General features: G+C 61.4%; 11 protein-coding genes. 10 read left to right on the top strand and 1 reads right to left on the bottom strand.

The features are described from left to right. The first annotated feature begins 182 nt into the window (after positions 1 to 182). From J3P95_RS24965 to J3P95_RS24995, 7 genes are all read left to right on the top strand, one after another. Positions 183 to 1634, top strand: a complete 1452-nt coding sequence (locus tag J3P95_RS24965) for an alanine/glycine:cation symporter family protein (protein ID WP_434559572.1) — start codon at positions 183 to 185, stop codon at positions 1632 to 1634. Between the two features lie 131 nt (positions 1635 to 1765). Beyond that, on the top strand, positions 1766 to 2770 hold the full coding sequence (locus J3P95_RS24970; RefSeq protein WP_434559574.1) for an asparaginase: 1005 nt from the start codon (positions 1766 to 1768) through the stop codon (positions 2768 to 2770). An 80-nt stretch (positions 2771 to 2850) separates the two neighbouring features. Next, complete coding sequence (locus J3P95_RS24975; protein ID WP_434559576.1) at positions 2851 to 3843, top strand: AraC family transcriptional regulator; 993 nt, start codon at positions 2851 to 2853, stop codon at positions 3841 to 3843. Positions 3844 to 4323: 480 nt separating this feature from the next. Next, complete coding sequence (locus J3P95_RS24980) at positions 4324 to 4686, top strand: DUF6124 family protein (RefSeq protein ID WP_434559578.1); 363 nt, start codon at positions 4324 to 4326, stop codon at positions 4684 to 4686. 311 nt (positions 4687 to 4997) lie between these two features. Then, a complete protein-coding gene (locus J3P95_RS24985) occupies positions 4998 to 6029 on the top strand; it encodes a histone deacetylase family protein (protein WP_434559580.1) in 1032 nt (343 codons plus the stop codon). Between the two features lie 11 nt (positions 6030 to 6040). Then, positions 6041 to 7141, top strand: coding sequence for a polyamine ABC transporter substrate-binding protein (locus J3P95_RS24990; protein WP_434579327.1), 1101 nt, complete (start codon positions 6041 to 6043; stop codon positions 7139 to 7141). Between the two features lie 266 nt (positions 7142 to 7407). Then, positions 7408 to 11892 (top strand): dermonecrotic toxin domain-containing protein, encoded by a 4485-nt coding sequence (locus J3P95_RS24995; RefSeq protein WP_434579325.1) that lies wholly within the window; start codon positions 7408 to 7410, stop codon positions 11890 to 11892. 35 nt (positions 11893 to 11927) lie between these two features. Here J3P95_RS24995 and J3P95_RS25000 read toward each other — a convergent pair whose 3' ends face one another. After that, positions 11928 to 13475 (bottom strand): PLP-dependent aminotransferase family protein, encoded by a 1548-nt coding sequence (locus tag J3P95_RS25000; protein WP_434559588.1) that lies wholly within the window; start codon positions 13473 to 13475, stop codon positions 11928 to 11930. 100 nt (positions 13476 to 13575) lie between these two features. Here J3P95_RS25000 and J3P95_RS25005 point away from each other — a divergent pair, with 100 nt between their 5' ends. Genes J3P95_RS25005 through J3P95_RS25015 form a run of 3 tightly spaced genes read left to right on the top strand, consistent with a single transcriptional unit; the run spans position 13576 to position 15348 of the window. Next, positions 13576 to 14217: an FMN-binding negative transcriptional regulator gene (locus J3P95_RS25005; protein ID WP_434579324.1), complete on the top strand. Its 642-nt coding sequence runs from the start codon at positions 13576 to 13578 to the stop codon at positions 14215 to 14217. A gap of 2 nt (positions 14218 to 14219) precedes the next feature. Beyond that, positions 14220 to 14666 carry a GNAT family N-acetyltransferase gene (locus J3P95_RS25010; protein WP_434579322.1) on the top strand — a complete coding sequence of 149 codons (447 nt, stop codon included), beginning with the start codon at positions 14220 to 14222 and terminating at the stop codon, positions 14664 to 14666. 10 nt (positions 14667 to 14676) lie between these two features. Continuing rightward, entirely contained in the window at positions 14677 to 15348 is a 672-nt protein-coding gene (locus J3P95_RS25015) for a GNAT family N-acetyltransferase (RefSeq protein WP_434579320.1), read from the top strand. Positions 15349 to 15391: the final 43 nt, after the last annotated feature.

The raw sequence follows: 15391 nt of genomic DNA on the forward strand, positions 1-15391 counted from the left end.
TTCGCATGAGTGGTCGTCGTCAACGAGGCCTCAACAACATGCGAAAACCGAACTAATAACAAACCCGCGAAGTGGACCGGGACGAAACATCGCCTGACCTGTCGAGCCGCCTGCGGACCGATGTAACACGATGTTTCCAAATGGCCAGCATTTGCTTAAACAAAAAACAGCGAGGAATACTCATGCTCGAAGTCATCAACGACTTCCTCTCAGGGAAAGTGCTGATCGTGCTCATTGTCGGGCTCGGTGGCTACTTCACGATCCGCTCGCGTTTCGTCCAGTTCCGTCATTTCTTTCATATGTTCGCGGTGTTCCGTGACAGCCTGAAAAGCAGCACTGACCAGCTCAGCTCCTTCCAGGCCTTGATGCTCAGCCTGGCCGGCCGTGTCGGCGCGGGCAACATCGCCGGTGTCGGCATCGCCGTGACCCTCGGTGGTCCCGGTGCGGTGTTCTGGATGTGGGTGACCGCGCTGGTCGGCATGTCCAGCAGCTTCTTTGAATGCTCCCTCGGCCAGCTCTACAAGCGCTGCGACTCCGAAGGCCAGTTCCGTGGCGGCCCGTCCTATTACATCCAGCACGGCCTGCAGAAACGCTGGCTGGGCATGATCATGGCGTTCCTGCTGCTGATCACCTTCGGCTTCGCCTTCAACGGCCTGCAAGCCCACGCCGTCACGCACTCCCTGAACAACGCCTTCGGCTTCGATACCACCTATACCGGCCTGGGCCTGGCGGTGCTGTTGGGCCTGGTGTTCATCGGCGGAATCAAGCGCATCGCCAAGGTTGCCGACCTGCTGGTACCGGTCAAGACCCTGGCATACATCGCCGTGACGCTCTACGTGATAGTGCTGCAATTCGAACATGTACCAGGCATGCTGGCGACGATCGTCAGGAGCGCCTTCGGTCTGGACCAGGCCTTTGGCGGCCTGATCGGCAGCGCCATCGTCATGGGCGTCAAGCGTGGCGTGTTCGCCAACGAAGCCGGCCTGGGCAGCGCGCCTAACGTGGCGGCCGTGGCGTCGGTGGAGCACCCGGTCGCGCAAGGCGTGGTCCAGGCGTTCAGCGTTTTCCTGGACACGTTCGTGATCTGCACCTGCACCGCGCTGCTGATCCTGCTGTCGGGTTTCTACACCCCAGGCTTCGAAGGCGACGGCATTGCCCTGACCCAGAACTCCCTGGCGGCCGTGGTCGGCGACTGGGGCCGGATATTCATCTCCGTGGCCCTGTCGTTGTTCGTGTTCACCTCGATCCTCTACAACTATTACTTGGGCGAAAACAACCTGCGCTTCATGCTCGGTGAAAACCGCAAGGCGCTGATGGCCTATCGCGCCTTGGTCCTGGGGCTGATTTTCTGGGGCGCCATCGAGAACCTCGGCACCGTGTTCGCCTTCGCCGATATCACCATGACGCTGCTGGCGTTCGTGAACCTGATCGCGTTGTTCCTGCTGTTCAAGGTCGGCATGCGCATCCTGCGCGACTACGACGACCAGCGTTCGGCCGGCATCAAGGTTCCAGTTTTCGATTCCAGCAAGTTCCCGGACCTGGACCTGGACCGCAACGCCTGGCCAGCGACCCCGTCGGCACCGGTTGCCGAATCTGGAAACGCTCCGGCAAGCCTGGCTGCAGCGCAACGCTGATCAACAGTCTGTTTGAAAAAAACCGGGCGCATCCCCTGCGCCTGGCGTGACACAGCACAAGGTCGGCGTCATGCTCGGCCTTATGTTGCGGCAGCGAGTGAAGCTGCTGTTTTCGTCCTCGGAGAACACCCATGAATGCCTCGACCTATCCCGCCGCCCAGCACGTCATGGTGCTCTACACCGGCGGTACCATCGGCATGCAGGCCAGCGCCAACGGCCTGGCCCCGGCATCCGGTTTCGAAGCGCGGATGCGCGACTACCTGCACAGCCAGCCCGAACTGGTTATCCCGCAATGGCGCTTCCGGGAGATGTCGCCGCTGATCGACAGCGCCAACATGACCCCGGGCTACTGGCAGCAACTGCGCGAAGCGGTGGTCGATGCCGTCGACGTACAGGGCTGCGACAGTGTCCTGATCCTGCACGGCACCGACACCCTGGCCTACAGCGCCGCCGCCATGAGCTTCCAGTTGTTGGGCTTGCACGCGCGGGTTTGCTTCACCGGTTCGATGTTGCCCGCCGGCGTGAACGACAGCGACGCCTGGGAAAACCTCAGCGGTGCGCTGGTCGCCCTCGGCCAAGGCCTGGCGCCGGGCGTACACCTTTACTTCCACGGTGAACTGCTGGTGCCGACCCGCTGCGCCAAGGTGCGCAGCTTTGGTCGCCATCCGTTCAAGCGCCTGGAGCGCCAGGGTGGCGGCATCGAGGCCACGTCGCTGCCGGCGCAGTTGAATTACAACCAGCCGAAACAGTTGGCAAATGTCGTGGTGCTGCCATTGTTCCCTGGCATTGCCGCCGAGGTTATCGATGGCTTGCTGGGCAGCGGCATCCAGGGCCTGGTGTTGGAATGCTACGGCAGCGGCACCGGTCCGAGCGACAACCCGGCCTTCCTCGCCAGCCTGGAACGGGCGCGGGACAACGGCGTGGTGGTCGTGGCGGTCACTCAATGCCATGAAGGCGGCGTCGAGCTGGACGTGTACGAAGCCGGCAGCCGCTTGCGTGGCGTCGGCGTTCTGTCCGGCGGCGGCATGACCCGCGAGGCGGCGTTCGGCAAGTTGCACGCGTTGATCGGCGCGGGTTTGCCGGTGGATGAGGTTCGGCGGTTGGTTGAGCTGGATCTGTGTGGTGAGCTGGTCTGATTCAAATCTGCAACGCATGACAAAAACCGTTCGGCATACAACTTGCTCCGTTTCCAGTCCCCAAAGGCTGGAAACGGACCATGCTTCATTCCCACCTCACTACCCTCAACGCTGTCTCTTTGGTGCTCAACGCCTTCAAGAACGAAGGCTTGCCCAGTGACGCATTGTTGGCCGGCAGCGGCATCAGCGCGGCGGACCTGAGCCGGGCCGACACCCGCATCACTACCAACCAGGAGATGCAGGTCTGCGCCAGCGCCGTGGCCCTCAAGCGCGACATTGGCCTGGAACTGGGCCGCAACATGCACGTTTCGTCCTACGGCATGCTCGGATACGCCCTGCTCACCAGTGCCACCTTAGGTGACGCTTTGCGCCTGGCGCTGCGTTATCCGGCGCTATTGGGAACACTCTTCGAACTGGCCCTGGAAGACGACGGCCAGCACATCTGGCTCAGCGCCAGCGACTATCGAGAGAACCCGGCCCTGGCGGTGTTCAACGCCGAGTTCTGCATGGTCTCGCTGAAGGTGATCTGCAACGACCTGCTCGGCCACCCGCTGCCCTTGCGCGCGGCGCGGTTCCAGCATTCGGCACCGGATTATCAAGAACGCTACGGCGCGCTGTTCGAATGCCCGGTGCGCTTTGACTGCATCGACAACGCCTTCGCTTTCGACCGCCACTGGCTGGAACAGCCCCTGCCTTTGGCCGACCCGATCACCCATCACGCCATGGTCGAACGCTGTCGCCGGCAGAACACCGAATTCACCGGACGCCAGGCCTGGCTGGGCCGGATCCGCCAACTGCTTGCCGCGCAACTGGACGCCGCGCCGGGTCTCGAAGGCTTGGCCGAACACATGAACTGCTCGGCGCGCACGCTGCGCAGGCACCTCAAAGACCTGGGTTGTAGCTATCAGGAACTGCTCGATGAACTGCGTTTCGAGCGGGCCAAGCAGATGCTCTGCGAGGATCAACTGCCAATCTACCGGATCGCCGAACTGCTCGGCTTCAGCGAAACCGCCAGTTTTCGCCATGCGTTCGTGCGCTGGAGCGGCGTGGCGCCGAGTCAGTTTAGGCCGTGATCCGCGTTGGTTTCAACACGATCCCCGTGGCGAGGGAGCTTGCTCCCGCTCGGTTGCGCAGCGACCGCAAAGTTTTAGGGCCGCTTCGCAGCCCAGCGGGAGCAAGCTCCCTCGCCACGGGTTGAGAGGCGCGTCTGACAGATTCTTCAGCCCTCGAACGCCGAACCACGCATCCTTGCGCCTTTGCCTACAACTACGCCAGAATCCGCCGGCTTGTGCGCCTTTCCCCCGAGCCCCTATCGTCTCCTTGTCGCTGACATCAGCGAACGGGCTTGGCGGCCCGGTTGACGAAAGGCGCACCAAACCCTTCAGCAGTCATTGCGGTGCTTCTGGCATCGGCATTCTTTATGACGGGTTGCGCAAGGATCCCCTCGGGGATACCGGGTGCCTTTCGTTCCGGTCCGCCAACCTTGTGTAATCCGTCACCCCTTCTGCTTGGCGGCAGACGGTGACGGTTCCTCATACGAAAGGAGCTTCACCATGTTCAAAATCACCCCGAACCCACCGGAAGCTGATCCAAACTCTCCCTATCTGGACGGCCTCAACGCCAAGAGGCTCGACGAAGCCGCCAAGCGCGCGCTGGACTATTACCTGGCGCCCAAACCGGACAAGCCCGAAGAAACCCCACAACCCGGCCAGCTATTCACCGTTGTAAAAGACATGGACAACGAATGCCTGCTGGCCAACCTCAGCGAAACCCTGGCTTCAGCTGATGCGATGGTCAACAAACTTGCTTTCGACCTGGAAGGCTCACACCGGCACTTCCTTCTTGGCATCCAGCAACTGATCGAGCTGAGCTCGCTGCTGGCGAATCGAGTGTTGGATAACGTCGATCCACGATAGCCGCCACACCGCAACCCACTGTGGTGAGGGAGCTTGCTCCCGCTGGGCCGGGCTGGCGCTCCAGCGCGTAGCGGCTCCAAAAGCGACGACTGCTTCGCAGCCGAGCGGGAGCAAGCTCCCTCGCCACGGGTTCCAGGGTGGCCCTGAACCTCACTCATGCCCTAAACCCGCTCATACCCGCGCCAATAAGGGGCGATTTACGGTCAAATCTTTTGGCCATTTCGATCCCCTTTTGGCCTCTCCTGCCGTTCTCCGAAACGCCGCGCGCCGCAAGACTGTGTTTCAGCGAATCAGCCCTGCGGAGAACAAAAATGCTGACGATCTACTCGGACGATCACCACCTGCACCATGGACGCTGCGAGTTGATGGATGGGCAATTGATGCCCTGCTTCGAAATGCCCTCCCGGGCCGACCATGTGCTGGACCGGGTCAAGACCCAAGGCCTGGGTCCGGTCAGAGCACCTGAGGATTTTGGCCTGGGGCCAATCCAGCGCATCCACACCCCGGCGTATCTGGAATTCTTCAAAGGCGCCTGGGACCGCTGGACCGAATTCAAACGCGACGGTGATCTGCTGCCCTATACCTGGCCGGCCCGTACCCTGCGCCCCGTCATCCCGACCAGCCTGCACGGCCAGCTCGGTTATTACAGTTTCGACGGCGGTGCACCAATTACCGCCGGGACCTGGCAAGCCGCCTACAGCGCCGCGCAAGTTGCCCTCACCGCCCAGGCCGAGATCCAGCGGGGTGCGCGCAGCGCCTTTGCGTTGTGCCGCCCACCGGGGCATCACGCCGCCAGCGACTTGATGGGCGGTTATTGCTACCTCAACAACGCTGCCATCGCTGCCCAGGCATTCCTTGACCAAGGCCGCAAAAAAGTCGCGATCCTCGATGTCGACTACCACCACGGCAATGGCACGCAATCAATCTTCTACGAGCGCAGCGACGTACTGTTTGCCTCGATCCACGGCCACCCGGAAGCCGAATTTCCGTTCTTCCTCGGCTATGCCGATGAGCGCGGCGAAGCCGCCGGCGAGGGTTTCAACTTTAACTATCCTTTGCCCGCAGGCTCCGGCTGGGACACGTGGAGCAACGCCCTTGAGCAATCCTGCGGCGAACTCCAACGCTACGACGCGGATGTCATCGTCGTCTCCCTGGGCGTGGACACTTTCAAGGACGACCCGATTTCGCAATTCAAGCTCGACAGCCCGGACTACCTGGCGATGGGCAAGCGCATCGCAGCGCTAAGCAAGCCAACCCTGTTCGTGATGGAAGGCGGCTACGCGGTGGCAGAAATCGGCATCAACGCCGTGAACGTTCTCGAAGGTTTCCAAAGCGCCCAATGAGGAATAACAGTATGAACAGACTCAAGCGTTTGATGGCTCCAGCCCTGTGCGCCGCGCTGCTGAGCGGCGTGGCGCAGGCCGAGGAGCGCACCCTGCGTGTCTATAACTGGTTCGACTACATCACGCCCAAGGCGCTGGATGATTTCAAGGCGCAGAACCCCCAAGTAAAACTGGTCTATGACATCTTCGATACCAACGAGGCCTTGGAGGCCAAGCTGTTGACCGGTAACGCTGGCTACGACGTGGTGGTGCCGTCCAACGTGTTCCTGGCCAAGCAGATTGAAGCCGGGGTGTTCCAGCCGCTGGATCGCAGCAAGTTGCCGAACTGGCACCACCTCGATCCCAAGCTGATGAAACTGATCGAAGCCAACGACCCGGGAAACAAGTTCGCCGTGCCCTACATGTACGGCACCATTCTGATCGGTTTCAACCCGGACAAGATCAAGGCTGCCTTGGGCGACAACGCGCCGGTGGACAGTTGGGACCTGATCTTCAAGGAAGAGAACATCAGTAAGCTCAAGCAGTGCGGCGTGGCGCTGCTCGATTCGCCGTCGGAGATCCTGCCCCTGGCCTTGCAGCACCTGGGCCTGGACCCCAACAGCAAGCAGCCGGCGGACTACGCCAAGGCCGAAGCGCTGATGATGAAGGTGCGCCCATACATCACCTATTTCCACTCGTCCAAGTACATGGCCGACATCGCCAATGGCGACATCTGCGTGGCGGTGGGCTATTCCGGCAGCTTTTCCCAGGCCGCCAACCGCGCCAAGGAAGCCAAGAACGGCGTGACCGTGGACATGCGCCTGCCCAAGGAAGGCGCGCCGATCTGGTTCGACATGCTCGCCCTCCCCAAAGGCGCGAAAAACCCGGACGATGCCTACACCTTCATCAACTACTTGTTGCAACCGCAGGTGATCGCGCCGGTGAGCGATTTTGTCGGTTACCCGAACCCGAACAAGGACGCCACCGAGATGGTCGACCCGGCGATCCGCGGCAACCCCAACCTTTATCCGACCGAAGCGGCCATGGCCACGCTGTACACGCTGCAACCCCTGCCCAGGGACGCCGAACGGGCGCGGACCCGGGCCTGGACGCGGATCAAGTCCGGCCAGTGATCCCAGGCACAGTTTCATTGCGTGTCGCACGGCGGCCTATACATAGTTACCACCTAGCCTGTCCCGCCAATCCCTAGCATCGAGAAACCCGAAGCCTTTTGGCTTCGGGTTTCCATGGATTGCGAGACAGGACTATTGAGATGACAGAGCGCGCTACAACCCCGGATCCGTCACCCGACGCCCCTCTACGGGACGCCATATTCAATCAGTTGCTTACGGGCCCCTCGTACCCAGAAGTGGCCGCCGAGCTTCTTCGGGATGCGCTGGTGAAGCTTTATCCCACGCTGGACATCGATCCACACACGACCGTCGTCGCCGTGCCGACCTGGCAGATTGTCGGGGATGACATCGTCGAGCTGCCCATTCGCTATGAGACCCTGGCCGCCATCATCGCCGCGCGCGTGGTCAAGGACGATTCGTCGCTGTTTATCGAAGGGCTGCATTACCTGACCCGGCTGCCCATCACCTTCCCCGAAGTGCACCTGCCGGTACGCATCGACCAGATTGGTCGGGTGATCAACGAACTGGTCCCCACCATATTGCCGGCCTACCAGGAAAAACAACTGGCCTACTGGAATGCTTCGCAGGGCGCTTCCGGTCCGCGCTGGCATGAGCTTTCGCGATCGCTACGCAAGCTATGGGATGTCAGCCGGATCGACGGCTGGACCACGGAAGAATGCAAGATGGCCAGACAGCTTTACTTGCATCCTGACGTACTAACTCGCAAAGGCCCTTATGACAGCCACGCCTACCTGGTCGACATTGAGGATGTCGACGGCGAAACAGTGCGGCGGCTGGAGGACAACTCGATCGTGGTGTTGATCGGCCTGATCGACAATGAGGAAGTGATCCTTGCTCACTCCTTGCTCAACGGTTACCAGAAGTTCGAGTCGAGGGAGGCGTTGGGTCAGTCACTGCCGCCATACTTGGGACCCATGTCCAGCGGTAAAAAAATCCGTTGGCGGCTCTATGAGCCCGACGGGGACATCTTTGACAACAAGGCCTGCGGCGTCATCGCCATGCAGGTGAAGATCCTGGGTTCCGCCCATCTCCAGGGCGTTACGCCAGCCGACGCGGAGCCGCAACCTGGCACCGAGCGCTTGCAAGCCAAAAAGAGTTTTGGCGAAGCCTGGTTCGAACGACAAGTGCCCCCCTGGCTACAGGCCGCCTCGATATCGGACCAGACGTTGTTCGCCCAGTGCCTGAGAAACCTGTCCGCCCTGAGCAACGCCCATGCCGGCAAGACCTACCTGGACGACATTCCGTCCATCAAGGACTATGCATCGAGCGCCCTGAAAAAGCTGATGCAAGCCGAGCATGACGACGCTTCCACGCTGGATCCGCACAAGATCCAGATCGAGATACGCAGCCCAGTGCTCTGGGGCAGTTTCGTCGTACCCGGGCAAATCGACACCACCACGTTCAGCGTCGTTGAACTTGCCCTGCAAAACCTGATTGCCCTTCCCCTGGGCAATAAATCCATCCGCTCGACCGACGACTCTGCGTTGCCCAAATGGATGACGGTCGAATACGTCGAGGGGTTGATCAGCCAAATCGACGTGGGTCGTGTCTATCCTGAACTGGTCAAGCAAAAGCTCCTCGACGACCCTGCTGAATCGGCCCGCCGCGAGCAGTTGTACATCGCGCAATTGCGCATTCAGCTGCCGATGCTGGCGCTGGAAAACAAACTCCGGGGCCAGGGCAACCTGAATGAACTGGGTGTGCGTTATGTCATGGCGCTGATGGACGCCGAACAAACCGAGCCGAATGTCGACGGGCAACGGGTCGTGATGCGCAAGCTGACTTTCGTGCCGGAACTGCAGCTGACCCGCTCAGAAGACGTCGTGACCAATATGTTCGTGATCGGCCCGAAAGATCCGAGCGCCGGCCCATGCCTGCTTTATCGGCCCCTGCTTGAGCCACAGCTGAGCCAATTCCCGTCGTTCAGCAACCTGCTGTATGCCATCCGGCAAACGCCCTCGCTGCGCCAATCGGTGCTGGCCTGGCTGCCCGACGGCGTGCGCGAAACCTATAGCCGATACGTTTTTTCCGGGCCACTGCCTTCGCCCTGGACTGTCGTGGAGTTTGCGGTGGACCCACTGACCTCTTTCGCCTACAGCGGCCCCGTCAGCCTGGTCGACGACCCCTTGGATTCGGACTTCATGCCGCTGTTGTTCAAGGCCAACGCCAACGCCTTGGTCGAACTCGCCGACCGCCAATCGGTTTCCAACAGCGAAAGCCGCTGGGAGACGTTCAAGCAGACGGGTTGGTTGATTTTCAACCTGGCGCTGCCCTACCTGGGCTCCACGGTGGGGAACGCGGTCTGGCTCTGGCAGATCCTGGATGACGTTGAAAAGCTGACCGAACGTGACGAGGCGTCCGACAGCCAGGCCAAATGGCAGACCTTCGTCGATCTGCTGTTGAACATGGCGTTGGCCACCCTTAACGTCGCCATCGAGCAAACCCGCAAAACCGGACGCGGTCGCCGGACCGAGGCCCCGGAGGTAGTACCTGCCCAGCCCAGGTTGCCCAAACCTGAACTCATCATCGAGAAGCTCGCGTCCGTGACCCACGCGGCGCTGGCAGTTGAGCGCTATGAGACCGTCCATACCAGCGGCGCCTTGATGAGCAAGTCATGGGAAAGCGGGAAACTGCTGGAGACCTTCAGCATCGAGGCCCCCAAAAACCTGGGGCAACCCAAGCTCGACGGCCCAACCAGAGGCTTATATGAGCAAAATGGCACGTGGTACGCGAAGGTCGCGCAGACATGGTTCAACGTCAATGTGACAGGAGACCAGGCGGTCATCATCGACGCCAAGCAGCCCTCGCGCATGGGACCTGCGCTGTGGCTCGATACGGGCGGCCAATGGCACATCGAGACTCGCTTGCAGCTACGCGGCGCCGGCTCCAAAGGCGCCCGGCAACAAGTCGTCTCCCAGGCCAGACGTCGCAGCATCCAGCTGATGGCCGAGCTGAACCAGTTCGAAGAGCGAAAAACCCAGGATCAAAAACAGCTGACCATGGAGGCACAAGCATTCGATAAAGCAACGGGCACGGCGAGGGAGGCCCGGCGCGACGAATACGTCAATACGCTGAAGACCCAGCGAGAACGTTATGAAGAAGCGTTGAAAATACTCACTGAATGGCCGGTGTTCCAATCCCGGGCCGACAGCCCGCGAACCCGACTCGGCTATCTGAATGCCCAGGTCAATTTCACCTTCGTCGAAATGGAGGCGCTGGGAGAACGCTTCGCCCCGGCCATGATAGCCGCGATGGACATGATTACGTCCGGCGTGGAAGTGCTTGAACAGCAGCACGTCGATGCCGCCGAGAACATGATCAAGACCAGCGACGACATGATCGAACGGCTGGACTACATGGAGACGCGATTCGCCGAGCTCAAGCAACTGGGGCGCGAAGGTTTTGGCTTCGTCCGCCAGCATCGGCGCAAGATGCCGGTGTTCAACAGCAACGACCTGCGGCTGATCCAACTGGACATGTACCGCCACCTTTGTCTTTCACTCGAAAGCGTCAGCACGATGCCCGAAGGCTGGGCGGAAATTAACCAAGTGGTCGACAATGCCACGGTTGCGTTCCAAAGCCTGATCGACGCCGTCGACGAGCGCAGCGTGATCCGGCTAGACGAACAGATCAACGCGTTCGGCAGCCTGACCGAGCAGTTCACCGCCATCGCCGAGCACTTGGACTACCTGGGCACCGAATACGCAGGCAGCGCCAGCCCTGGACAAATCAATCGCATGCGCGCCCGGATCATCGGGCTCAAGAAGCGAACACTGGGTCATTTGGCCCGCGCCCTCGATGAAAGAAGCAACCGGCGCACTATCGGCAGCCCTTATGAGGAGCGTCCAAGGCCCAGGAAACGCTTTATCAGGGCACGCTACTGGGGCCTGATCAGCGGCGAGCCTCGTCTATCGAACCTGAGGGAAGAAACCGATTGGGTCGATGTGAAAAACCCATTCTCGGACGCGACCATCGCCTCGTTCCACCGCAAGGAAACCGGCGAATGGGTGCCTCACGTAATGGCCAGCCGTCCCCTGACCGTCCCTGTCCTGGCCACCAGCATCAGCAAAGGCCAGGCGCTGATCGACGGACTGCCGGCGTTCAAGGCGCAGCTGGAAAAAGACCTGAAGCGACCCCACCGAACGCCAGCCGGAATCGGCATGATCATCAATGCTCATGCAGGTCGAATGGAGAAAGTCGGCAATGCGATCGATAAGGCACTTGAACAGGCGGAAGGTGTTTCCACCAACGAAACGACTGAAACCCCGGCCGACGTGCGACGCGCGGCTGAATCGTTGCGCAAGCAACTCAAGCTCGAGTCCCAGGCCCTTTACGCGCTGGAGTTCCAGACCGTGCTGAACATCATCAAGCAAAGCCCACCAACCATGGAAGGCGTCATTTGGCTGAAGGACCGCAACCAGATCACCATCACCAAGCAGCTCAACCGGCAGCGCAGGAAAACGCCGCCTTATGGCTACCTCGACCGGTACCAGATCAAGGATCGCAAGACCAATAAGACACTCTGGTTCGCGGACTTCCGCTATTCGACGGATTGGGTGCCTGCCCGCACGTTCCTTTCGGCGCGGTTGAAAACCTTGGAGCAAATCGACCAGGTGGTCACCGATGCCTCGACCCGGGAGTTGGATCAGCGTCAACTGATCGCGCTTTATCGCAGCGAAATCGCTGTGGACCAGGCCCAGCAGGTATTTTTTCCCAAGGAAAAATCCTAGGCATCGGACCGGGGCATCGATCAATGCCCCCCGCCTCAGCCTTTCCAGACTTTCGCCAGGCTCGCCAGGGCGATGGCGATCGCCGCTGGCGGGACGGCGGCAAAGCCCAGCACAAGCCCGGCACTGATCGTCGACGGTGCCGTGCCGGGCAGCCAATAACTGCTCAATCCGTTGATTTCCACGCCGACGCTGGTCGCTTGTGCGACCAGCTCACGCTCACGCTCGGGGCTGTCCACCGGCACCGTGACGTGCAACCCCGCCACGACCGAAGGCAGCGGGCCGACGCCCGGCACAGCCTTGGGCCATCCCGTCAACAGCGCATCACGCCGGGCCAGGGCAGCCCGTCGCATGCGCCGGATGTGCCGCTGGAAATGCCCGGCGGCCATGAATTCGGCCATCACCGCCTGGGTGCTGACTTCGGAATGACGCACGTCCACGGCCCGCCGTCGCGCAAAAGCATCCACCAGGCCGGGTGGCAGCACCAGGTAGCCCAGGCGCAACGCCGGGAACGCGACTTTGCCGAACGTCCCGACATACAGCACACGGCCCTGGCGATCCAGCGCCGCCAATGGTGCCAGCGGCGCGCCGCTGTAGCGGTATTCGCCGTCGTAATCATCCTCGACGATCCAGCCGTCATTGCGTTCGGCCCAGGCCAGCAGCTCCAGTCGCCGCGCCAGGCTCATGACCACCCCCATCGGGTACTGATGGGACGGCGTGACGTAAGCGAGCCGACAACCCTCAAGTCTGCCGAGCGCGCTGCAGTCGAGGCCTTCGCTGTCGACGGGCACGCCACGCACATCGGCACCGGCGACGGCAAACGCGTGCCCGGCGGCGCGATAGCCCGGGTTTTCAATCGCCACCCTGTCGCCAGGGTCCACCAGCAGCTGTGCACAAAGGCTAATGCCCTGCTGCGCGCCGCTGGTGATCACAATTTGCTCAGCGGTGCACTGCAACCCACGGGAGCTGCGCAGGTAAGCGGCGATCAGACTGCGCAATCGTGCATCGCCCTGGGAATCGCCATAACACAGCTGCTGCAGATCCGGTTTGCGCCAGAAAGCCGCGTTCAGCTTGGCCCATACGTCGAATGGGAATAGATCGAACGCCGGAACGCCGACCCGAAACGCTTTGGGCGGCCCGCTGGGAGGCTGGGCCAAATGATGCTTTTCGAGCCGCTCCAGCGCACCGCTGTGGATAACTTTGCTGGATGGAATCACAGGTAAATCGAGCCATTCTGTGGATAACCCTGTGGGTAAGCCTGTTGAAAACCCTGTGGACAATTTTGTGGATATGTTTTTCAGCGGCAAGACCGAGGAAGAGAGTTTCGCCACATAAGTGCCGTCGCCAACCCGTCCCTCGATGAAACCCTCGGCATAGAGCTGGTCGTAGGCCCGCACGACGCTGTTACGGGAAATCGACAAGGCCGTTGCCAGGTCCCGGCTGGCCGGCAGCCGCGTACCGCTGGCCAGCCGCCCGTCCAACACGCGGGCGCGCAAGGCCTGGTAAAGCTGGCGGCTAAGCCCCTGGCCGCGATCGAGCTCGATGCCAGCGGGGTTGAAGGACAGTGGCGGCACGGCGTTGTGCATGACATCCCTCGTGAATGGACCTATCGAATTGGCCTGAAGTGGCTCTTACAACAGACCAATAGCCTGCCTAGGATGCTCGCATTCGCCAAGGAAAATCATCATGTACAATCCCAAAGCCTTTGCCGTCGAAGACCTGCCCCAACTGCACCAGATCATCGGCGATTGCCGCCTGGCCGTATTGGTCACCCACGGCGAACACGGCTTGCAGGCCAGTCATTTGCCGCTGTTGCTGGACACGCAGCAGGGGCCGAACGGCAGCCTTTACGGGCACATGGCCCGGGCCAATCGACAATGGCGCGATTTGGAAGCCGGGGCCCAAGCCCTGGTGATATTCGTCGGTGCCGATGCCTACGTCAGCCCAGGGTTGTACCCGAGCAAGGTCGAACACGGCAAAGTCGTGCCGACCTGGAACTACGTGGCCGTCCACGCGTACGGCAGCGCCGAGGTATTCAGCGACGCCCAGCGCCTGCGCAACCTGGTGGGCGCCCTCACCGACCGCCACGAAAGCGGCCGCGAGCAGCCGTGGAAGATCGATGACGCACCGGCCGAGTACATCGACAGCATGCTCAAGGCCATCGTCGGCTTCGCCCTGCCCATCCAGCGCCTGGAGGGTAAACGCAAAATAAGCCAGAACCGCAGCCCCGAGGACGCCGCCGGGGTGCGCAACGGGCTTGCCGCCAGCCCCGATGCGCAGGACCGTGCCCTCGCCGACCTAATGCCTGAAAAATCGTCCAAGGAGTGAACATGAGCCAACTCGACATCCGCCGCGTCAGCGCCGACGATCACGCCGCCTGGCTGCCGCTGTGGCAAGCCTACCTGCGGTTCTACAACACCGAACTGCCGGATGCGGTCAGCCAAAGCACTTGGCAGCGCTTGCTCGATGAGCGTGAACCGACCCATGCTGCCCTGGCCTGGAAGGGCCACACGGCGGTGGGCCTGGTGCACTTTATCTATCACCGGTCGAACTGGAGCATCGAGAACTCCTGCTACCTGCAAGACCTGTTGGTGACGGAACAGAACCGGGGCAGCGGTGTGGGTCGCCAGCTCATCGAGTTTGTCTACGCCACCGCCAAGGCCGATGGTTGCTGCAAGGTGCACTGGTTGACTCACGAAACCAACACGACCGCGATCCAGCTCTACGAGCGCATCGCCGAACGCCCAGGCTACATTCAATTTCGCAAAGCCCTGTAAGGAGCACAGCATGTCGACTTCACTCGCCGATTGGAAAGGTGTCCCTGCGCCCTCTGCGCAGTGGCTCGAAGGGCGTTTCATCCGCCTGGAGAAACTCGACCCGGCCCGGCATGCCGAGGGTCTGTGGCAAGCCCTTGAAGGCCCAGGCGCCGACCCGAAACTCTGGGATTACTTGCCCTACGGTCCGTTCAAGGAACGCGGCGCGTTCGATGCCTGGCTGAACAACCACGCCGCCAACGCCGACCCGTATTTCTTCAGCGTGATCGACCGCGCCAGCGGCGACGTGCAGGGCATCCTCAGCCTGATGTCCATCGTCCCGGCCCAAGGTCGCATCGAGATTGGCCACGTGACGTTCGGCGCGCCGATGCAGCGCTCGCCCAAGAGCACCGAGGCGGTCTATCTGCTGGCCAAGGAGAGTTTTGCCTTGGGTTACCGTCGCCTCGAATGGAAATGCAACGCCGCCAATGCCCGCTCCAAATATGCCGCCGAGCGACTGGGCTTCACCTTTGAGGGAGTGTTTCGCCAGCACATGGTGGTCAAGGGACAGAACCGCGACACCGCGTGGTATTCGATGCTGGATTCGGAATGGCCAGACATCGGCGCCGGCTTCGAGCGCTGGCTGAGCGAGGAAAACCAGCGCGAGGGTGGCCAAGTGCGAAGCCTGGCGCAGTGCAGAGCGTGATTTGATCCAGTAGCCACACGAGCTGACTCGTCGCCCTGTTTGC

Source organism: Pseudomonas sp. Z5-35, from assembly GCF_051131945.1.
Taxonomy (GTDB): Bacteria; Pseudomonadota; Gammaproteobacteria; order Pseudomonadales; family Pseudomonadaceae; genus Aquipseudomonas; species Aquipseudomonas marvdashtae.